The organism is Klebsiella sp. C360, from assembly GCF_048822415.1.
In the GTDB taxonomy this organism is placed as follows: Bacteria; Pseudomonadota; Gammaproteobacteria; order Enterobacterales; family Enterobacteriaceae; genus Klebsiella; species Klebsiella quasipneumoniae.
In genome coordinates, this window is sequence record NZ_JBMEZZ010000003.1 from 411,379 (window position 1) to 430,371 (window position 18,993).

Here is an 18,993-nt window from a genome sequence, read left to right on the forward strand (position 1 = left end):
CGCGGGCCTACGGGGGATGAGCCTGTGAGAGGGCCCTGTAGGCCGGGTAAGACGACAGCCGCCACCCGGCGAAATTACAGGTACCGTGCCTGATATCTTGCCCGGCGGCGCTGCGCTTGCGCGGGCCTACGGGATATGAGCCTGTGAGAGGGCCCTGTAGGCCGGGTAAGGCGACAGCCGCCACCCGGCATAACGGCTGGAGCCGGGTCGATAACTACCCGGACTCGCGCGAAAGCCGCGTCCGGGCTACCGGTTAGGATGAATGATAACAGCCGCCAGCGCTCAGCGTCGGGAGCGCACCACCTGGTAGCGGCGGGTGAAATACTCCACCGGCGCGCTCCAGACGTGAACCAGACGGGTGAACGGGAAGATCAGGAAGATGGTCATCCCCAGCACCAGGTGGACGCGGTAAATCCAGGCCACGCCGTCCAGATGCGCCGAGGCACCGCCGTGGAAGGTGACCACCGCCTGCGCCCAGTCCACCAGCTTGAGCATTTCGCTGCCGTCCGGATGCTGGGCGGAGAAGGGGATCGTCGTCAGCCCCAGCGCGCACTGAATCAGCAAAATGCACAGGATCAGAATATCTGCCGTGGTGGAGGTGGCGCGAATGCGCGGGTTGGTCAGGCGGCGCGCCAGCAGACCGATGCCGCCCACCAGGGTGAGCACCCCGCACACGCCGCCGAGGATCATCGCCATCAGCTGCTTCTGCGACATTGGCAGGAACCACGAGTAGACCCAGTGCGGGGTCAGCATGCCAAAGAGATGGCCGAAAAAAATGCCGAGAATGCCGATATGAAACAAGTTCGACCATAGCACCATCCCGCGTTTATCCAGCATCTGGCTGGATGACGCGCGCCAGGTATACTGCCCATAGTCGTAGCGTAGCCAGCTGCCGAGCAGAAACACGGCGCCGCAAAGGTAAGGGTAGATATCGTAAAAGAAGACGTTCAGATACTGGATCATTTCGGGCCTCCGGCGCGGATGTCGACGTACAGCGGCGCCACATCCTGGCTAAAGCGTCGTTGATAAGCTTGCATAGGCGAGCTGTCGCAAGCGGTCGCATTATCTTCAATAAACTTCACCTGCTCTTCTTCCCACACTTCGTCCAGCGCCTGACAGGTATCGTCGCGCTTTTCTCCCGCCACCTGTTTGGTGACACTGTCACTGTTGAGCGGGCTTTTTGCCAGTTCCAGCAGAGCGTCAAACAGTTGATAATACGAACATTCTCGTTGCTTCAGGCGGCCGCCGATCAGCGCCAGAATCGGCGCGATATTCTGCAGCCCTTCGCGGGCGTCGGCGAGGGGTAAAATACTGAGATACTCCAGATACAGCGGCAGATAGTCGGGCAGTTCACGGCAATCGATCATCAGACCTGCCTGCTGATACTGATTCATCAGGTCCACCATCGCCTGGCCACGGTCGCGGGACTCAGCATGCACATGTTCAAACAGCAGCAGCGAGGTGGCGCGCCCTCGCTCGAATACCTCGCACCAGTCGGCCTGGCGATCCAACAGCGGCGCCGCCAGCAGCTCCCCGACAAAGGGCGTCAGGGAAGGGATATCGGCGCTGACCAGCGCCAGGGCTTCGTCGCGGTTCTCCCACAGCACCTCGTCGGGATACTCCAGCAGCAGACCGAGCACTTTCAGGATCCGCATCACTCTCCCTCCCCATGCTTACGCACGCCGCTGACGTCGATGGCGTCAATCCGCCGGCTGTTAAACAGGTTGAATTTCGTATCTGACCCGTGACAGCCGTCGCCGAAGGTAAAGCCGCAGCCGTTGCGTTCCGGGAAGGCGTCCTCCGCCAGTTCGCGATGGCTGGTGGGGATCACGAAGCGGTCTTCGTAGTTGGCGATCGCCAGATAGCGATACATCTCTTCGACCTGCTCAACGCTGAGTCCCACCTCTTCAATTGCCCGGGTATCGGTCACGCCCTCGACGGTTTGCGAGCGCTTGTAGTGGCGCATCGCCATCATCCGTTTCAGCGCGCGCAATACCGGTCCGGTATCCCCGGCGCTCAACAGGTTCGCCAGGTACTGGACCGGAATGCGCAGGCTCTCAACCGCCGGCAGGATGGCGCCGTTGTTGGGCAGGCCGCCGGCGTCGGCAACCGACTGGATCGGCGACAGGGGCGGCACATACCAGACCATCGGCAGGGTGCGATACTCCGGATGCAGCGGCAGGGCCAGCTTCCAGTCCATCGCCAGCTTATAGACCGGCGATTTCTGCGCCGCCTCAATGACATTGTGGGGGATGCCTTGTTTTAACGCTTCCTCGATGACCGCCGGATCGTTTGGATTAAGGAATACCTCGCACTGGCGCTCATAGAGGTCGGTTTCATGCTCGGTGCTGGCAGCTTCTTCGATACGGTCGGCGTCATACAGCAAGACGCCGAGATAGCGGATGCGCCCGACGCAGGTTTCGGAGCACACCGTTGGCTGCCCGGACTCAATGCGCGGATAGCAGAAGATGCATTTTTCCGACTTACCGCTCTTCCAGTTAAAGTAGATTTTTTTATATGGACAGCCGCTGATGCACATCCGCCAGCCGCGGCATTTGTCCTGGTCTATCAGCACGATGCCATCTTCCTCACGCTTGTAGATGGCGCCGCTCGGGCAGGTGGCCACGCAGCTCGGGTTGAGGCAGTGCTCGCACAGGCGCGGGAGGTACATCATAAAGGTGTTTTCGAACTGGCCGTACATCTCTTTCTGCATGGCTTCGAAGTTACGGTCGCGGGCGCGTTTCTCGAACTCACCGCCGAGCAGTTCCTCCCAGTTCGGGCCCCAGTCAATTTTATCCATCCGCTCGCCGCTGATCAGCGAGCGTGGGCGGGCGGTAGGCAGATATTTTCCCTCCGGCGCGTTGTGCAGATGCTGGTAATCGTAGGTGAAAGGTTCGTAGTAATCGTCAATCGCCGGCAGCACCGGGTTGGCGAATATCTTCGACAGCACGCTAACCCGATTGCCGAGGCGGGGCGTCAGTTTACCGCTGATGCCGCGGATCCAGCCGCCTTGCCACTGCTCCTGGTCTTCCCAGTTTTTTGGGTAGCCAATGCCCGGTTTGGTTTCCACATTATTGAACCACGCGTACTCCATGCCCTCCCGGCTGCTCCAGACGTTTTTACAGGTGACCGAGCAGGTGTGACAGCCGATGCATTTGTCCAGATTCAGCACCATTCCAACCTGAGAACGGATTTTCATTTTTTCGCCTCCTGTACCTGATCGCGACCTTCGTCATCCAGCCAGGCAATATTTTTCATTTTGCGGATCATGATGAACTCGTCGCGGTTGGAGCCGACGGTGCCGTAGTAGTTAAAGCCATAGGCCAGCTGGGCGTAGCCGCCGATCATGTGCGTCGGCTTCGGACAGACGCGGGTGACGGAGTTATGAATGCCGCCGCGGCGGCCGGTCACTTCCGAACCCGGGATATTCATAATCCGCTCCTGAGCGTGATACATCATGGTCATCCCCGGCGGCACGCGCTGGCTCACCACCGCCCGGGCGGTGAGGGCGCCGTTGGCGTTGAACGCTTCGATCCAGTCGTTATCTTCAATGCCCAGCTCTCTGGCGTCAGTTTCACTGAGCCAGACGATCGGCCCGCCGCGCGACAGCGTCAGCATCAGCAGGTTTTCGCTGTATGTGGAGTGGATCCCCCATTTCTGGTGCGGGGTCAGGAAGTTCAGCGCTTTCTCCGGAAAACCGTTCGGCGGCACGGCCTTCATCTGGCTGACGCTGCGGGTATCAATGGGCGGGCGATAAGCCACCAGGCTTTCGCCGAAAGCCCGCATCCACGGATGGTCCTGATACAGCTGTTGCCGCCCGGAGAGGGTGCGCCACGGGATCAGTTCGTGCACGTTGGTATAACCGGCGTTGTAGGAGACGTGCTCGCTTTCCAGTCCGGACCACGTTGGGCTGGAGATGATCTTGCGCGGCTGCGCCTGAATATCGCGGAAGCGGATCTTCTCATCCTCTTTATTCAGCGCCAGATGAGTGTGGTCGCGACCGGTAAATTCTCCCAGCGCCTGCCAGGCTTTCACCGCCACCTGGCCGTTGGTTTCCGGCGCGAGGCTGAGAATAACTTCGGAGGCGTCAATGGCGCTGTCGATCCGCGGCCGGCCTTTGGCCGGACCGTCCTGCTTGAGGTAGTTAAGCTTGCCGAGGAAATCGACTTCGCTTTGCGTATTCCACGAGATGCCTTTCCCGCCGTTGCCAAGCTTATCGAGCAGCGGCCCGAGAGAGGTGAAGCGTTCCCAGGTGGCGGGATAGTCGCGCTCCACCAGGGCAATCGACGGAGCGGTTTTCCCGGGGATCAGATCGCATTCGCCCTTACGCCAGTCAAGCACCTCGAACGGCTGCGCCAGCTCAGCCGGAGAGTCATGCTGCAGCGGGACCAGCACCACGTCGGTCTCTTTCCCGAGATGGCCGACGCAGACCTGCGAGAAGGATTTGGCGATATCTTTGTAAATCTCCCAGTCGCTCTTTGCCTCCCACGCCGGGTCGACGGCGGCGGAAAGCGGGTGGATAAACGGATGCATATCCGAGGTGTTCATATCGTCTTTTTCGTACCAGGTGGCGGTCGGTAGAACAATATCGGAAAAGAGACAGGTACTGGACATGCGGAAATCCAGCGTCACCAGCAGGTCGAGTTTGCCCTCGATAGCCGCCGTCTGCCACTCGACTTCCTCAGGTTTCACCTCATCGCTGGCGCCCAGTTCATCCCCCTGAATACCGCTGTCGGTCCCGAGCAGGTACTTCAACATGTACTCATGCCCCTTACCGGACGATCCCAGCAGGTTAGAGCGCCAGATAAACAGGTTCCGCGGATGGTTTTTACCGCTGTCCGGCTGCTCGGCGGCAAAGCGGATCTCGCCGGATTTTAGCGACCGCACCGTGAACTCCGAAGGCGATAGCCCGGCGGCCTCGGCCTGCTGCTTGATGGTCAGCGGGTTGACGTTGAGCTGTGGCGCAGAAGGCAACCAGCCCATCCGTTCCGCGCGGACGTTGAAGTCGATAAGGCTGCCGCCAAATTTGCTGGCGTCGGCCAGCGGCGACAACAGCTCCTGCGCGGTCAGTTTTTCATAGCGCCACTGGCTGGCGTGATTGTAGAAATAGGAGGTGCTGTTCATTTGCCGCGGCGGACGGTTCCAGTCCAGCGCGAACGCCAGCGGCAGCCAGCCGGTCTGCGGGCGCAGCTTCTCCTGACCAACATAGTGCGACCAACCGCCGCCGCTCTGGCCGACGCAACCGCAGAACACCAGCAGGTTAATCATCCCCCGGTAGTTCATATCCATGTGGTACCAGTGGTTTACCCCGGCGCCGAGGATAATCATCGAACGGCCATGGGTTTTATGCGCCGTATCGGCGAACTCGCTGGCGATTTGTTCGATATGCTGGCGCGGCACGCCGGTGATCTGCTCCGCCCACGCCGGGGTATAGGCTTTAACCTCGGCGAAATCTTTCGCCGCATTGACATCATCAAGCCCTCGGTCCAGGCCGTAGTTAGCCAGAATCAGGTCATATACGCTGACCACCAGGCCGCTATCGCCACTGGCCAGCGTCAGCTGTTTCACCGGGAGCGGATGAAGGGTTACCGGTGCCTGCGGCACGCTGCGGAAATGCGGGTTTTCATTGCCGCCGAAGTAGGGGAAGGCGACTGACGCCACGCTGTCGCGAATATCCAGCAGAGACAGCGTGAGCTCCACCGTTTTGCCGTCAGCCAGCGGTTCGAGGTTCCATTTCCCTTTTTCGCCCCAGCGAAAGCCGATGGAACCGTTTGGCGCCACCAGTTCGCCGTCGGCGGTGCAGGCGACGGTTTTCCATTCCGGGTTATTCGTTTCGCCCAGTCCATCCAGCAGGTCGGAGGCGCGCAGCATGCGGCCTGGCACATAGCTGCCATCGTCGCGCGGCTCAAGCATCACCAGCATCGGCATGTCGGTATAGGTGCGGCAGTAGTTAAGAAAGTAATCGCTCGGGTTATCAAGGTGGAAGGCTTTGAGGATGACGTGGCCCATGGCCATCGCCAGCGCGCTGTCGGTACCTTGCTTCGGCGCCAGCCAGTGGTCGCACAGTTTGGCCACTTCCGAATAGTCCGGGGTGATGGCGATGGTTTTGGTGCCTTTGTAGCGTACTTCGGTGAAGAAGTGGGCATCCGGGGTCCGGGTCTGCGGCACGTTGGAGCCCCAGGCGATAATGTAGCTGGCGTTGTACCAGTCGGCGGATTCCGGCACGTCGGTCTGCTCGCCCCAGGTCATTGGCGAGGCCGGGGGCAGATCGCAGTACCAGTCGTAGAAGCTGAGGCAGGTGCCGCCGATAAGGGATAAATAGCGGGTACCCGCCGCGTAGGAGACCATCGACATCGCCGGGATCGGCGAGAACCCGGCGACACGGTCCGGGCCGTAGTGTTTGATGGTCCAGACGTTGGCGGCGGCGATGAGCTGATTCAGCTCTTTCCAGCTGGAGCGGACAAAGCCGCCTTTGCCGCGCGCCGCTTTATAGCTGGAGGTTTTGGCCGGATCCTGCATGATGCTATCCCAGGCCTGCACCGGGTCGGGAAACTGCGCCAGTGCTTCGCGCCACAACGCAATCAGCCGTTTACGCGCCAGCGGGTACTTCAGGCGGTTGGCGCTATAGAGATACCAGGAGTAGCTGGCGCCTCGCGGGCAGCCGCGTGGTTCATGGTTCGGCAGATCCGGGCGGGTACGCGGATAATCGGTCTGCTGGGTTTCCCAGGTCACCAGACCGTTTTTGACATAAATTTTCCAGCTGCAGGAGCCGGTGCAATTCACGCCGTGGGTGGAGCGGACAATTTTGTCGAACTGCCAGCGTTGACGGTAGCTGTCTTCCCAGTCACGGTTGTTGTTGTAGACCTGACCGTGGCCGTTGGCAAAGGTTTCGCCTTTCTGCTTAAAGTAGCGAAAGCGATCCAGTAGTTTACTCATGACATTTCTCCTGCTCCGATAAAGTCCGGCATCGTGCCACCCGGCCGGATGAGCGAACGAACGCGTACGCCGGATAAGGCGGAAGCCGCCATCCGGCAGATAAATCGTTATAGTTAAGCGGGTTTACGACGGCCGTAGACCAGCCAGGTCACCAATACGCAAACCACGTAAAAAACGAAGAAGACCTTCATCGCCCCGACCGGCGAACCGGTCATCGCCAGCGAGGTGCCGAAGGCTTTCGGGATAAAGAAGCCGCCGATGGCGCCAATTGCCGAGATAAAGCCCAGCGCGGCAGCGGTATCGGTCACGGCTTCATGCTGCGCTTCTTCTTCGCTGCCGCCGCGCTGCCTCACGCTCTCGATGGTGAGCTGACGGAAGATGACGGCGATCATCTGGAAGGTGGAGCCGCTGCCGAGCCCGGCGGTTAAGAACAGACCCATAAACACCACGTAGAAGGCGAGGAAGCTACCGGATCCGCTGCCCGGCAGGGTGAGGAACAGCAGACCGGTAAAGAGCGCCATCAGCACGAAATTGACCAGCGTCACCCGCACACCGCCCAGACGGTCGGAGATGATCCCGCCGAACGAGCGCGCCAGCGCGCCAATAAACGGTCCAAAGAAAGCCAGCTTGAGAATGTCGACCGCAGGAAACTGGGTTTTCGCCAGCATGGCGAAGCCGGCGGAGAAGCCGATAAATGAGCCGAAAGTCGCCAGATAGAGCAGGCTCAACAGCCACATATGCGGGCGCTTGAGTACGGGAAGCTGATCGCGAATCGAGGCCTTCGAACTGGCGATATCATTCATACCGAACCAGGCGGCAGCGGTGGCAAGCAGCAGGAGGGGTACCCAGACGAGCGCCGCATTACTCAGGGCCATGGTCGAGCCATCGGGCTGGGTGACGCCATGGACGCCGAGGAAGGTGAAGATCGGCAGGAAGATCACCGCCGGGGCGACCATCTGCATCACGCTGACCCCGAGATTGCCCAGGCCGCCGTTGACCCCCAGCGCGCTGCCCTGTTTGGCTTTGGGAAAAAAGAAACTGATATTTCCCATACTGGAAGCAAAATTAGCCCCGGCAAAACCGCACAGCAGCGCAATAACAATAAATACCCAGAATGGAGTAGCGCTATTCTGGATCGCCACGCCTAACCAAATACAAGGCACAATTAGGATCACTGTACTTAATACGGTCCAGTAGCGCCCGCCGAAGAGGGGTACCATAAAGGAGTAGGGGACCCGTAATATCGCGCCGGAAAGTGAAGGAAGTGCGGTTAATAAAAAAAGCTGGTCGGTAGTGAAATGAAAACCGACCTTATTAAGGTTGACCGCCACGGCGCTGAATAACATCCATACGCAGAAGGCAAGTAGTAAGCAGGTGACTGATATCCATAGGTTTCTTCTCGCAATGGCCTGACCCTTGTTTTCCCAGAAGGCCTTATTTTCTGGCCGCCAGTTTTTCAAAAGGTAATGATTATCTTTCTCATTTTGTACCGACATATTGCCCTCTAATTGCCCGGAATGGAGTAAATAAATAAGGTCAACAGCTGAATACAAGGTGACGGTGAATAACCCTTAATTGGCGTTATCTAAAAAGCGTAGATAAAAAAAACGTGCTGTCGGAGTGCACGTGGAGAGCGTAGCGGGATTAATTGTTACTAAATGTAAAATTTAACTAAAATAACTCCAGCGTAATCATCTTATTGACGTAACGGCTAAACGCCGTCTCGTCCAGGGTTTGGGTGCCGAGGGCGTAAATCCCGTCGAGGCCGCACACCAGGGCGATAAAACGCCAGGCGATATCCACCGGCGGCTCGGTCGAGTGAAACTCACCGCAGGCGAGGCCCTGTTCCACGATCGCCACGGTCTCGGCATGCCACATGGTCATGGTCAGCAGGTAGGCCGCTTTGATGTCCGGGTCGCTGTCGGCCAGAACCTGGCCTTCCCGCCACAGGCGGATATAGGGTTCCAGCCGGCCATCCTCGCTGCCGATCATCGAGAATAACCGCTCGCGCCAGCTGGCATCCTCCGCCACCAGCGGCATGTCAAGCATCTCGCGGATAAGACGGATGAACACCTGGGACTTCAGCTCGCCAATGGAGGCGAAGTGGTGGTGCAGTTGTCCGGCGGCCACCTGCGCTTCGCGGGCGATCTGCCGGACGGTCATGGCGCTGAAGCCGCCGCGCAGCGCCAGACGCATGGCGGCCTGCATAATTCCTTCCCGTCGCTCATCCCGCTGTAAATAGTGCATAGAACCCCGCTGATATCTGGCTTTGGCCGAGTGTAACAAAAAGTTGGACATGTGTTCAACAATCCGGCAGGATCGCCATCCTGGACATGTGTCCAAGTTCTAACATTGAGGTACACGCTATGTCACGGCAATGGATGACGCTGATGGCGATTTTGCTGGTTTATATTCCGGTGGCGATTGACGCCACGGTGTTGCATGTGGCCGCGCCGACCCTCAGCGTCGCGCTGGGCAGCAGCGGCAATGAGCTGTTGTGGATCATTGATATCTATTCATTGGTGATGGCCGGGATGGTGCTGCCGATGGGCGCCCTTGGCGATAAAATCGGCTTTAAACGTCTGCTGCTGCTCGGCAGCGCTATTTTTGGCATCGCCTCGCTGTGCGCCGCGCTGTCGCCGACCGCCCTGACGCTGATTGCCTCCCGCGCCCTGCTGGCGGTGGGGGCGGCGATGATCGTTCCGGCGACGCTTGCCGGGATCCGCAGCACCTTCGCCGAGGCCAGCCAGCGCAATATGGCGCTGGGGCTGTGGGCGGCGGTGGGCTCCGGCGGCGCGGCCTTTGGCCCGCTGGTGGGCGGCATGCTGCTGGAGCATTTCTACTGGGGATCGGTGTTCCTGATCAACGTGCCGATTGTGCTGGTGGTTATCGCCATTAACGCGAAAGTGGTGCCGCGCCAGCCCGCGCGCCGCGACCAGCCGCTGAACCTGCTGCAGGCGCTCATTTTGATTGCGGCGATCCTGATGCTGGTGTTTAGCGCCAAATCGGCCCTCAAGGGCCAGCTGGCGCTGTGGCTCACCGCGCTGGTGGCGATCGGCGGGGCGGCGATGCTGACCTGGTTTATCCGCAAACAGCTGTCGGCGGCCCGGCCGATGGTGGATATGCGCCTGTTCACCCATCGCATTATTTTAAGCGGGGTGATGATGGCGATGACGGCCCTGATTACCCTGGTGGGTTTTGAGCTGCTGATGGCGCAGGAGCTGCAGTTTGTGCATCAGAAAACGCCGTTCGAGGCGGGGATGTTTATGCTGCCGGTGATGGTGGCCAGCGGCTTTAGCGGGCCGATTGCCGGGATGCTGGTGTCGAAGCTCGGACTGCGCGAGGTGGCTACCGGCGGGATGTTGCTGAGCGCCTTCAGCTTTCTGGGCCTGGCGCTGACCGATTTCAGCACTCAACACTGGCTGGCCTGGGGGCTGATGACGCTGCTGGGCTTTAGCGTCGCCAGCGCGCTGCTGGCCTCCAGCTCCGCCATTATGGCGGCGGCGCCGAAGGAGAAAGCGGCGGCGGCCGGGGCGATCGAAACCATGGCTTATGAGCTGGGCGCCGGCCTCGGCATTGCGCTGTTCGGCCTGATCCTCACCCGCAGCTACAGCGCCACCATTGTGCTACCGTCCGGGCTGAATGAGACGATGGCGCAGCAGGCGTCGTCATCGATCGGCGAGGCGGTCAGCCTGACCCAGGCGCTGCCCGCCGGGGTGGCGGAGGCGCTAATGGCGGCGGCGAAGGCGGCCTTTACCCAGTCGCACAGCCTGGTGCTGGCGACAGCGGGGGTCATGCTGCTGCTGCTGGCCGCCGGGATCTGGCGCAGCCTCGCCACGGCGACGAAGCCGCCGTCGGCGCTATAGCTGTAGCGACAGGTCCATCGCCGCGCGACGTAGCGGGGCGAGGGCCTTCTCTTTTAACGCCGCGGCGCTGACCGTCGCGGCCGGCACTCCGACATTCAGCGCGGCCACCACCTGGCCATGACGCGACAGCACCGGCACCGCCAGCGAGCACAGGCCCACCTCTATCTGGCGGTCGGCGAGGGCATAGCCCTGCATGCGCACCCGATCAATCTCCGCGCGTAGCCCGGCCATATCGCACAGGGTGTGTGGGGTGTAGCGAATGAGCACGGCGCGTGACAGTGTCACCTCCAGCTGCTCCTCCGGCAGCGCGCTGAGCAATACCCGACCCATCGATGTCGCCCACGCCGGCAGACGGCTGCCGCGTCCGAGATCGACGCTCAGTAAATTATTCACCGCGGCGCGGGCGATATAGAGCACGTTATCCCCATCGAGCGTCGCCGCCGAACAGGATTCGCCGAGGGCTTTGCCGAGGCTATCCAGCGCCGTCTGCGCCACTTTCGCCAGCGGGGTGCCGGCGAGATAGGCATGGCCCACCGCCAGCACCCGGGGCAACAGCTCATAATGGCGGCCATCCGGGCTATGGACCATGCCCAGCGCGGCGAGGGTATACAGGCAGCGGCGTACCGCCGCGCGGGAAATTTGCGTTTTCTGGCTTAACTGGGAAATGGTCAGCCGCTGACGCTGCGGGGTAAAGGCGTTAAGCACCTCCAGCCCGCGAGCCAGAGACAGCATAAAGTTGGGATCGTGCTCGGCCTGCCTGGCGCTTAGGGTGGTGGGGGTATGGTCACGCATGGATTCCCTCTCCGTTGCATTGCAAAGCTCACGGGGCATCACTATACCGTGCGCAAACCGCACCGTCCTGAATTGTGCCGGTTTTACCACCGCGATCACATTATTAACCGCCTTTTAACAAACGTGCCGATAATCGCACAACATTTCGATTATCGCCGTTGACCACCCGCCAGACCGAACCCTATTGTCAATGGCACAGCCCTCCCCGTTATGGATGTGGGTACAAAAAGTTATACATCTCATCAGGAAGCGAAAATGACTGCCACCGTAGAAGGTATTGAGAGCTGGATTGTGGATGTCCCAACCATCCGGCCACATAAATTGTCGATGACCACCATGGGATGTCAGACGCTGGTGATCGTGCGCCTTACTCGCTCCGACGGCATCTGCGGCATTGGCGAGGCCACCACCATCGGCGGCTTGAGCTATGGCGTCGAGAGCCCGGAGGCTATCTCGTCGGCGATAACGCATTACCTGACGCCGCTGCTGCTGGGGCAACCGGCCGATAACCTGAATGCGCTGACCGCCCGCATGAACAGCGCCATTAAAGGCAACACCTTTGCGAAGTCCGCCATTGAAACCGCGCTGTTGGATGCCCAGGGCAAAGCGCTGGGCCTGCCGGTGTCGGCGCTGCTCGGCGGCGCGCTGCAAACGTCCTTGCCGGTGCTGTGGACGTTAGCCAGCGGCGATACCGCAAAAGATATTGCCGAAGGGGAAAAATTGTTAGCAGAGGGCCGCCATCGGGCATTCAAGCTGAAAATTGGCGCCCGCGAATTAGCTACCGACCTGCGCCATACCCGCGCCATTGTGGAAGCGTTAGGGGATCGCGCCAGCATCCGCGTCGACGTCAACCAGGCCTGGGACGCCGCGACCGGCGCGAAAGGCTGCCGCGAGCTGGCGGCGATGGGCGTCGACCTCATCGAACAGCCGGTCAGCGCCCACGACAACGCGGCGCTGGTGCGGTTGAGCCAGCATATTGAAACCGCGATCCTCGCCGACGAAGCGGTAGCCACCGCTTACGATGGCTATCAACTGGCGCAGCAGGGCTTTACCGGCGCTTACGCGCTGAAAATAGCCAAGGCCGGCGGACCGAATAGCGTACTGGCGCTGGCTCGCGTCGCCCAGGCGGCGGGGATTGGCCTGTATGGCGGCACCATGCTGGAGGGGACCGTGGGGACTGTCGCCTCGCTGCACGCCTGGTCGACACTGCCGCTGCAGTGGGGCAGCGAGATGTTCGGCCCGCTGTTGCTGAAAGACGATATCGTCAGCGTACCGCTCTCCTTTGCCGACGGCGAGGTGGTGCTCCCGCAAACCCCGGGTCTTGGCGTCGAGCTGGATGAAGACAAACTGCGTTTTTACACCCGCCAGGCGTAGCGGGTAACAGGAGAAACACATGCTATTTAAAGTGGAGATGACCGTGAATATTCCGCTTGGTTTTCCCGTCGCCGAAGCGGAGGAAATAAAGCAACGCGAAAAAGCCTATTCACAACAATTACAGCGGGAAGGCAAATGGCGACATATCTGGCGCGTCGCCGGTCTTTACGCCAATGTCAGTATTTTCGATGTCAACGATGCCGAAGAGTTACATCAAATATTAATGGGATTGCCGCTGTATCCTTTTATGGATATTCGCGTCGAGGCGCTGTGCCGTCATCCCTCGTCTGTTCGTGACGACGATAGCTAATAATAATAACACCTGACCTTATGCCGGGGTGACCCGGGAAATACCCTACAACGATAAGAGAGAATAATGATGAGTAATGCTTTCGTACAACAAGAAGCCGTGCAGAAATTATTACGTGAAGGCGCGGGTTTACATGTCCCTGGCGGTAACGAACGTTTTAAAGCCATTATTCACCGTCTGCTGGAGAATATCTGTACGCTGATCGACGACTATAACGTCACCGAAGAAGAGTTCTGGCATGCGGTGAACTATCTGCATGCGCTGGGCGGCCGTCAGGAGGCGGCGCTGCTGGTGGCGGGACTGGGTCTGGAGCATTTCCTCGACCTGCGTCAGGACGCCATTGACGCGGCGGCGCGCCGGGAAACCGGCACCCCGCGCACCATCGAAGGGCCGCTGTATGTGGCTAATGCGCCGCTGGCGGACGGCCACGCCCGGATGGATGATGGCGCCGACGCCGGGGAAGTGATGTGGCTGCATGGCCAGGTCAACGATACCGAGGGCCGGCCGGTGGCCAACGCCATTGTCGATATCTGGCACGCCAATACCCTCGGCAATTACTCCTTCTTCGACCCGAGCCAGAGCGAATACAACCTGCGCCGGCGGATCCGCACCGGTGCCGATGGCCGCTACAGCGTGCGCAGCATCCTGCCATCCGGCTACGGCTGTCCGCCGGATGGCCCGACGCAGAAGCTGCTGGATCGGTTAGGCCGCCATGGCAACCGTCCGGCGCACATTCACTTCTTCGTCTCCGCGCCGGGGCATAAACATCTCACCAGCCAGATCAACCTCAGCGGCGATAAATACCTGTGGGATGATTTTGCCTTTGCCACCCGCGACGGCCTGATTGCCGACCCGATCAAAGTGACGGACCGCGAGACTATCGCGCAGCGCGACCTTGAGGGAGAGCACACTGAGGTCTGTTTTGATTTCACCCTGTGTAAAGCGCTCAGCGCCGACGAAGAGCAGCGCGGCGCCCGCCTGCGCGCCAAAGCGTAATCTGCTGTAACGGCCCCGGGCACGCGGTTGCCCGGGCCAGACATTGCACCTGAAAGCAAACAATTCACCCGGTTTCTTTCATCCTGAATACTGCAGGAGGGACTGACACATGCAAAAGACGCTATCAGCGCTTAAAGACAAAATTAACAACGCCTTAATTGTCGATCGTGAAAACCATATTTACCGCTGCCACCGTTCGATATTTACCGACCCGCAGCTGTTTGAATTTGAAATGAAGCATATCTTTGAAGGTAATTGGGCGTTTCTCGCCCATGAAAGCCAAATAGCCGAACCGGGGGATTATTATACCCTGACGCTGGGGCGTCAGCCGGTCATTATTACCCGCGATAAAAAGAACGAGCTGCATGCGTTAATTAACAGCTGCGCCCATCGCGGCGCGATGTTATGTCGACGGAAAACCGGGAATAAAAACTCATTTACCTGTCCGTTTCACGGCTGGACCTTCAGCAATAATGGCAAACTATTAAAAGCCAAAGATGAAAGTACCGGCGGCTATCCTGACACTTTTAAACAGGAAGGATCGCACGACCTGCAAAAGCTGCCGCGTTTTCAGTCCTATCGCGGTTTCTTATTCGGTAGCCTCAATGCCGACGTGCAGCCGCTGGAAGCCTATCTCGGGGAAACCTGCAAAATCATCGATCTGATCGTCGACCAGGCGCCGGAGGGGCTGGAGGTGCTCAAGGGATCGTCGAGCTATGTGTACGAGGGCAACTGGAAGCTGGGCGCAGAGAACGGCGCTGATGGCTACCACGTGAGCGTGGTGCACTGGAACTATGCCTCCACCATGTCGCGGCGCAATTATGAAGCGGAAGGCACCCATGCGGTGGACGCCAACGGCTGGTCAAAAAGCCTCGGCGGCGGCTACGGATTTGATAACGGCCATATGCTGCTGTGGACCCGGGCGCTGAACCCGGAGGTGCGCCCGGTGTATGCCCACCGCGAGCGCCTGCAGGCGGAATTCGGCGAACTCCGCGCCGACCAGATGGTCAACGAAACCCGCAACCTGTGCCTGTACCCCAACGTCTATCTGATGGATCAATTCTCCACCCAGATCCGCGTCATTCGTCCGCTGGCGGTGGACAAAACCGAAGTCACTATCTGGTGCTTTGCGCCGAAGGGGGAATCCGACCAGGCGCGGGCCCTGCGCATCCGCCAGTACGAGGATTTCTTTAACGTCAGCGGGATGGGGACCCCGGACGACCTCGAAGAGTTCAGCGCCTGTCAGCGCGGCTATCTCGGCGAAAACCTGGCGTGGAGCGATCTCAGCCGCGGCGCGCTGCGCTGGGTCGACGGTCCGGATGAGCATGCGCAGCACGCCGGATTTCATCCGCGCTTAAGCGGCGTGAAATCAGAGGACGAGGCGCTGTATATCGCCCATCACCATCACTGGCAGACGCTGATGCTGGCGGCGATTGAACAAGAGCAGCAACGCTATGACCAGTCGATCACCCAGCGCGTGGAGGTGGCCTGATGCTGAACCTCGAACAGGTACGCCAGTTTTTCTACTACGAAGCCCGTCTGCTGGATGATCGTCAGTGGGATGAATGGCTCAGCTGCTACAGCCCGCAGGTCGTCTACTGGATGCCGGCGTGGGGCGACGATGACCAGCTGACGCGCGATCCGCAAAAAGAGATTTCGCTGATCTACTATCCCAACCGCGAAGGGCTGGAGGATCGCGTCTACCGGATTAAAACCGAGCGGTCCGGGGCCAGCACGCCGGAGCCGCGAACCACCCATATCATCAGCAACGTCGAGCTGCTGGGGGAGAACGATGAAGGGCTGGAGGTGCGTTACAGCTGGGTGACCTGGAGCCACCGCTATCAACACACCGACGCCTTTTTCGGCGCCACCTGCTGCACGCTGACCGAGCAGGACGGCAGACCGCAGATCGTGCGCAAAACCGTGCGCCTGAATAACGATTATATCCGTCAGGTGATCGACGTTTACCACATTTAAGAGGCGCTTATGACCTTCACTATTGCTCTTAATTTTGAGGACGGTATTACCCGCTTTATTCAATGCCATGCCGGAGAGAAAGTCCTGGATGCCGCCTATCGGCAGAAGGTGAATTTGCCGATGGACTGCTCGGACGGCGTGTGCGGCACCTGCAAATGCCACTGCGCCAGCGGGGAATACGCTCTCGGCGACGAGTATCTCGACGAAGCGCTAAGCGACGAGGAAGCGCAGGCCCGCCAGGTGCTGACCTGTCAGATGGTGCCCACCAGCGACTGCGTTATCGATGTGCCAGTGGCTGCCGCCCAGTGTAAAACCGCCCTGACGAACACCGGGGCGCAGGTGCGGCAGGTGAATTGTCTGTCCGATACCGCCGTCGAGCTGGTGGTCGCCCTCGATGAGCCGCTGGACTTCCTGGCGGGGCAGTACGTCAACATCCAGGTGCCAGGCACGCCGCACGTTCGCGCCTATTCCTTCAGCTCCCGCCCAGGCTCGGCAGAAGGACGTTTCCTGATCCGTAACGTGCCCGGCGGCATGATGAGCCAGTGGTTAACCCGGCAGGCGCGGCCCGGCGATCGCCTGATCCTCAGCGGCCCGATGGGCAGCTTCTATCTGCGCCATGGCGAACGTCCGCTGCTGATGCTGGCCGGCGGTACCGGGCTGGCGCCGCTGCTCTCCATGCTCGAGACCCTGCAGGCGCAGAACAGCTCGCGCCCGGTGACCCTGCTGTATGGCGTCACGCGCGACGGCGACCTGGTGAAGACCGAGGCGCTGGAGGCATTCCGTCAGCAGTTAACCCACTTTCGCTGGCTGCCGGTGGTGGCGGAGGAAAACAGCGCCTGCCCGCAGCGCGGCTTTGTCACCGATCATCTTGACGACGCCATGCTGAATAATGGCGAGGTCGATATCTACCTTTGCGGCCCGCCGCCGATGGTCAACGCGGTCGCCACGGCGCTGCGCGAGCGAGGGATCGCCCCGGCGGGCTTCTGGTACGAGAAATTTATCGCCAGCCAGAGCGCGGCGGCCTAAGGAGGTAGTATGCGTTTTCGCGATAAAGTGGTCGCCATCACCGGCGCGGCCCAGGGCATTGGCCGCCAGACCGCGGAGCAGGCGGCTGCGGAAGGCGCGGCTCTGCTGCTCATCGATCGCGCGCCCTGGGTGCGCGAGCTGGCGGCGACCCTGGCGCAGTCCGGCAGTCAGGTGCTGGCGCTGGAGGCGGACCTGGAACAGTGGCCGAGCGCCGAGCAGGCGTTTGCCGACGGGGTCGCGCATTTTGGCCGCATCGATGTGCTAATCAATAACGTCGGGGGGACCATCTGGGCGCGGCCGTTTGCCGAATACCAGCCGGACCAGATTGAGAAAGAGATCCGCCGCTCGCTTTTTCCCACCCTGTGGGGCTGCCGCGCGGCGCTGCCCTGGATGCTCAAGCAGGGCAAAGGCAGCATCGTCAACGTCTCGTCGGTGGCGACGGCGGGGGTCAACCGGGTGCCTTACTCGGCGGCGAAAGGCGGCGTCAATGCGCTGACCCGGTCGATCGCCATGGAGTACAGCGGCAGCGGCATCCGCATCAATGCCGTCGCGCCGGGCGGGACGGAGGCGCCGCCGCGCCTGACGCCGCGTAACGACGAGCAGCCCGGTGAGCAGGAGAAGGTATGGTATCAGCAGGTGGTCGATCAGACGGTGGCCAGCAGCCTGATGCACCGCTACGGCACGCTGGCGGAACAGGCGAATGCGATCCTGTTCCTCGCCAGCGATGAGGCCAGCTATATCACCGGCGTGACCCTCCCGGTGGCGGGCGGGGATCTCGGCTAACGGCGGGTCGCGTACCAGCAGAGCAGGGAGCCGAGACACACCATCCCGGCCCCCTGCCAGAAGGGCCACGATAGCGCGGCGCTAAGCAGGATCGCCGCCAGCGCGGAGGAGAGCACCGGCGTGAAGTAGGAGGCCGCCGCCAGCAGGCTGACGTTGCCGTGGAGGATCCCCACGTTCCACGCGGCGTAGGCCAGACCGAGCGCCACCGCTACCGTCAGCAGCTTGATGCTGACCGGCCAGCTGAAGACCATCGGCGGCTGCGGCGTGGCGAGAAACTTCAGCCACAGCGTCAGCGCGGTTAACAGGACGAACAGGGTAATGGCATTTTTGCCGCGGGCATATTTGGCCGTCACCGTGCAGTAGGCCGCCCAGATAAAGGCGCCGATAAAGGCCAACAGATAGCTGAGCGGACTGGAGATGACGTTGCTGATAATCTCGTCCAGCTGCAGGCCGTGCTCACCCCCCAACACCCAGCCGACGCCAAGCAGGGCGAGAAGCAAACCGGGGATCACCAGCCAGCTGCTTTTCTGACCATTAAACAGGATGGCGAACAGGATGGTCAGGCTGGGCCACAGGTAATTGACCATCCCCACTTCAATGGCCTGCTGACGACTGGCGGCATAGCCCAGGGATAGCGCGAGGCAGATTTCATAGCTGACGAACAGCGCGCTGCCGGCCAGCAGATAGCGGCGCGGGATCTGGCGCAGGTTAGGGAAACCGACGGTAAAAATCAGCAGCAGGCCGCTGAGGCTGTAAATCATCGCCGCGCCGCCGACCGGTCCCAGTCCTTCGCTGACGCCGCGAATCAATCCGACCATGGTGCTCCATAAAATAATGGCGGCGAAGCCGATGGTCGTGGCTCTCTTTTTCTCCATGCTTATCCTGAGGGTTACGCAAATGCAGCCGGCATATATATCATCTTTTTACCGCCGC

16 protein-coding genes are annotated in these 18,993 nt (G+C 60.4%); 8 read left to right on the forward strand and 8 right to left on the reverse strand.

Annotated elements, in window-relative coordinates:
- Window positions 1-282 precede the first annotated feature (282 nt).
- The 6 genes from narI to ACOI7D_RS10965 all read right to left on the reverse strand — a co-directional run bounded on the left by narI (window position 283) and on the right by ACOI7D_RS10965 (window position 9,183).
- Window positions 283-963 (reverse strand): respiratory nitrate reductase subunit gamma, encoded by a 681-nt coding sequence (gene narI / locus ACOI7D_RS10940; RefSeq protein ID WP_023289864.1) that lies wholly within the window; start codon window positions 961-963, stop codon window positions 283-285.
- Entirely contained in the window at window positions 960-1,655 is a 696-nt protein-coding gene (gene narW, locus ACOI7D_RS10945; RefSeq protein WP_060589499.1) for a nitrate reductase molybdenum cofactor assembly chaperone, read from the reverse strand. The genes narI and narW overlap by 4 nt, the downstream gene beginning before the upstream one ends.
- On the reverse strand, window positions 1,655-3,199 hold the full coding sequence (gene narH / locus ACOI7D_RS10950) for a nitrate reductase subunit beta (protein ID WP_004202708.1): 1,545 nt from the start codon (window positions 3,197-3,199) through the stop codon (window positions 1,655-1,657). Before narH ends, narW begins: the two co-directional genes overlap by 1 nt.
- A complete protein-coding gene (locus ACOI7D_RS10955; RefSeq protein ID WP_060589500.1) occupies window positions 3,196-6,936 on the reverse strand; it encodes a nitrate reductase subunit alpha in 3,741 nt (1,246 codons plus the stop codon). The genes narH and ACOI7D_RS10955 overlap by 4 nt, the downstream gene beginning before the upstream one ends.
- 113 nt (window positions 6,937-7,049) lie before the next feature.
- On the reverse strand, window positions 7,050-8,432 hold the full coding sequence (locus ACOI7D_RS10960) for a NarK family nitrate/nitrite MFS transporter (RefSeq protein WP_023289860.1): 1,383 nt from the start codon (window positions 8,430-8,432) through the stop codon (window positions 7,050-7,052).
- A 175-nt stretch (window positions 8,433-8,607) separates the two neighbouring features.
- A complete protein-coding gene (locus tag ACOI7D_RS10965) occupies window positions 8,608-9,183 on the reverse strand; it encodes a TetR family transcriptional regulator (protein WP_048336097.1) in 576 nt (191 codons plus the stop codon).
- Between the two features lie 119 nt (window positions 9,184-9,302).
- Between ACOI7D_RS10965 and kmrA the strand changes: the two genes are divergently transcribed.
- Entirely contained in the window at window positions 9,303-10,802 is a 1,500-nt protein-coding gene (gene kmrA, locus ACOI7D_RS10970) for an efflux MFS transporter KmrA (protein ID WP_060589501.1), read from the forward strand.
- On the opposite strand, the gene ACOI7D_RS10975 is transcribed toward kmrA, so the two are convergent.
- Window positions 10,797-11,633, reverse strand: coding sequence for an IclR family transcriptional regulator domain-containing protein (locus ACOI7D_RS10975; protein ID WP_072198970.1), 837 nt, complete (start codon window positions 11,631-11,633; stop codon window positions 10,797-10,799). The genes kmrA and ACOI7D_RS10975 overlap by 6 nt on opposite strands.
- A 171-nt stretch (window positions 11,634-11,804) precedes the next feature.
- On the opposite strand from ACOI7D_RS10975, the gene ACOI7D_RS10980 reads away from it, so the two are divergent.
- The 7 genes from ACOI7D_RS10980 to benD all read left to right on the forward strand — a co-directional run bounded on the left by ACOI7D_RS10980 (window position 11,805) and on the right by benD (window position 18,060).
- A complete protein-coding gene (locus ACOI7D_RS10980) occupies window positions 11,805-12,968 on the forward strand; it encodes a muconate cycloisomerase family protein (protein WP_072198971.1) in 1,164 nt (387 codons plus the stop codon).
- Window positions 12,969-12,987: 19 nt separating this feature from the next.
- Entirely contained in the window at window positions 12,988-13,278 is a 291-nt protein-coding gene (catC, locus tag ACOI7D_RS10985; protein WP_023289855.1) for a muconolactone Delta-isomerase, read from the forward strand.
- Between the two features lie 69 nt (window positions 13,279-13,347).
- Window positions 13,348-14,274 carry a catechol 1,2-dioxygenase gene (catA, locus tag ACOI7D_RS10990; RefSeq protein WP_060589552.1) on the forward strand — a complete coding sequence of 309 codons (927 nt, stop codon included), beginning with the start codon at window positions 13,348-13,350 and terminating at the stop codon, window positions 14,272-14,274.
- A 109-nt stretch (window positions 14,275-14,383) separates the two neighbouring features.
- Complete coding sequence (locus ACOI7D_RS10995) at window positions 14,384-15,766, forward strand: Rieske 2Fe-2S domain-containing protein (RefSeq protein WP_044523467.1); 1,383 nt, start codon at window positions 14,384-14,386, stop codon at window positions 15,764-15,766.
- Window positions 15,766-16,251, forward strand: a complete 486-nt coding sequence (benB, locus tag ACOI7D_RS11000) for a benzoate 1,2-dioxygenase small subunit (RefSeq protein WP_060589503.1) — start codon at window positions 15,766-15,768, stop codon at window positions 16,249-16,251. The genes ACOI7D_RS10995 and benB overlap by 1 nt, the downstream gene beginning before the upstream one ends.
- 9 nt (window positions 16,252-16,260) lie before the next feature.
- The gene (benC, locus tag ACOI7D_RS11005; RefSeq protein WP_032453013.1) at window positions 16,261-17,277 is read left to right on the forward strand and encodes a benzoate 1,2-dioxygenase electron transfer component BenC; all 1,017 of its coding nucleotides are present in this window, start codon (window positions 16,261-16,263) and stop codon (window positions 17,275-17,277) included.
- Window positions 17,278-17,286: 9 nt separating this feature from the next.
- Window positions 17,287-18,060 (forward strand): benzoate diol dehydrogenase BenD, encoded by a 774-nt coding sequence (gene benD, locus ACOI7D_RS11010; protein WP_023289850.1) that lies wholly within the window; start codon window positions 17,287-17,289, stop codon window positions 18,058-18,060.
- Here the strand turns inward: benD and yddG are convergent.
- Window positions 18,057-18,935: an aromatic amino acid DMT transporter YddG gene (gene yddG / locus ACOI7D_RS11015; protein WP_032453011.1), complete on the reverse strand. Its 879-nt coding sequence runs from the start codon at window positions 18,933-18,935 to the stop codon at window positions 18,057-18,059. The two genes, benD and yddG, sit on opposite strands and share 4 nt — an antisense overlap.
- Window positions 18,936-18,993: the final 58 nt, after the last annotated feature.

Bases quoted from the DNA above. Each gene is read 5' to 3' on its own strand.
- ACOI7D_RS10965 (WP_048336097.1), bottom strand. From the start codon at position 9,183: ATGCACTATTTACAGCGGGATGAGCGACGGGAAGGAATTATGCAGGCC.
- kmrA (WP_060589501.1), top strand. From the start codon at position 9,303: ATGTCACGGCAATGGATGACGCTGATGGCGATTTTGCTGGTTTATATT.
- yddG (WP_032453011.1), bottom strand. From the start codon at position 18,935: ATGGAGAAAAAGAGAGCCACGACCATCGGCTTCGCCGCCATTATTTTA.
- ACOI7D_RS10980 (WP_072198971.1), top strand. From the start codon at position 11,805: ATGGATGTGGGTACAAAAAGTTATACATCTCATCAGGAAGCGAAAATG.
- catC (WP_023289855.1), top strand. From the start codon at position 12,988: ATGCTATTTAAAGTGGAGATGACCGTGAATATTCCGCTTGGTTTTCCC.
- ACOI7D_RS10975 (WP_072198970.1), bottom strand. From the start codon at position 11,633: ATGCCCCGTGAGCTTTGCAATGCAACGGAGAGGGAATCCATGCGTGAC.
- benD (WP_023289850.1), top strand. From the start codon at position 17,287: ATGCGTTTTCGCGATAAAGTGGTCGCCATCACCGGCGCGGCCCAGGGC.
- narI (WP_023289864.1), bottom strand. From the start codon at position 963: ATGATCCAGTATCTGAACGTCTTCTTTTACGATATCTACCCTTACCTT.
- benC (WP_032453013.1), top strand. From the start codon at position 16,261: ATGACCTTCACTATTGCTCTTAATTTTGAGGACGGTATTACCCGCTTT.
- ACOI7D_RS10960 (WP_023289860.1), bottom strand. From the start codon at position 8,432: ATGTCGGTACAAAATGAGAAAGATAATCATTACCTTTTGAAAAACTGG.
- benB (WP_060589503.1), top strand. From the start codon at position 15,766: ATGCTGAACCTCGAACAGGTACGCCAGTTTTTCTACTACGAAGCCCGT.
- narW (WP_060589499.1), bottom strand. From the start codon at position 1,655: ATGCGGATCCTGAAAGTGCTCGGTCTGCTGCTGGAGTATCCCGACGAG.
- narH (WP_004202708.1), bottom strand. From the start codon at position 3,199: ATGAAAATCCGTTCTCAGGTTGGAATGGTGCTGAATCTGGACAAATGC.
- catA (WP_060589552.1), top strand. From the start codon at position 13,348: ATGAGTAATGCTTTCGTACAACAAGAAGCCGTGCAGAAATTATTACGT.
- ACOI7D_RS10955 (WP_060589500.1), bottom strand. From the start codon at position 6,936: ATGAGTAAACTACTGGATCGCTTTCGCTACTTTAAGCAGAAAGGCGAA.
- ACOI7D_RS10995 (WP_044523467.1), top strand. From the start codon at position 14,384: ATGCAAAAGACGCTATCAGCGCTTAAAGACAAAATTAACAACGCCTTA.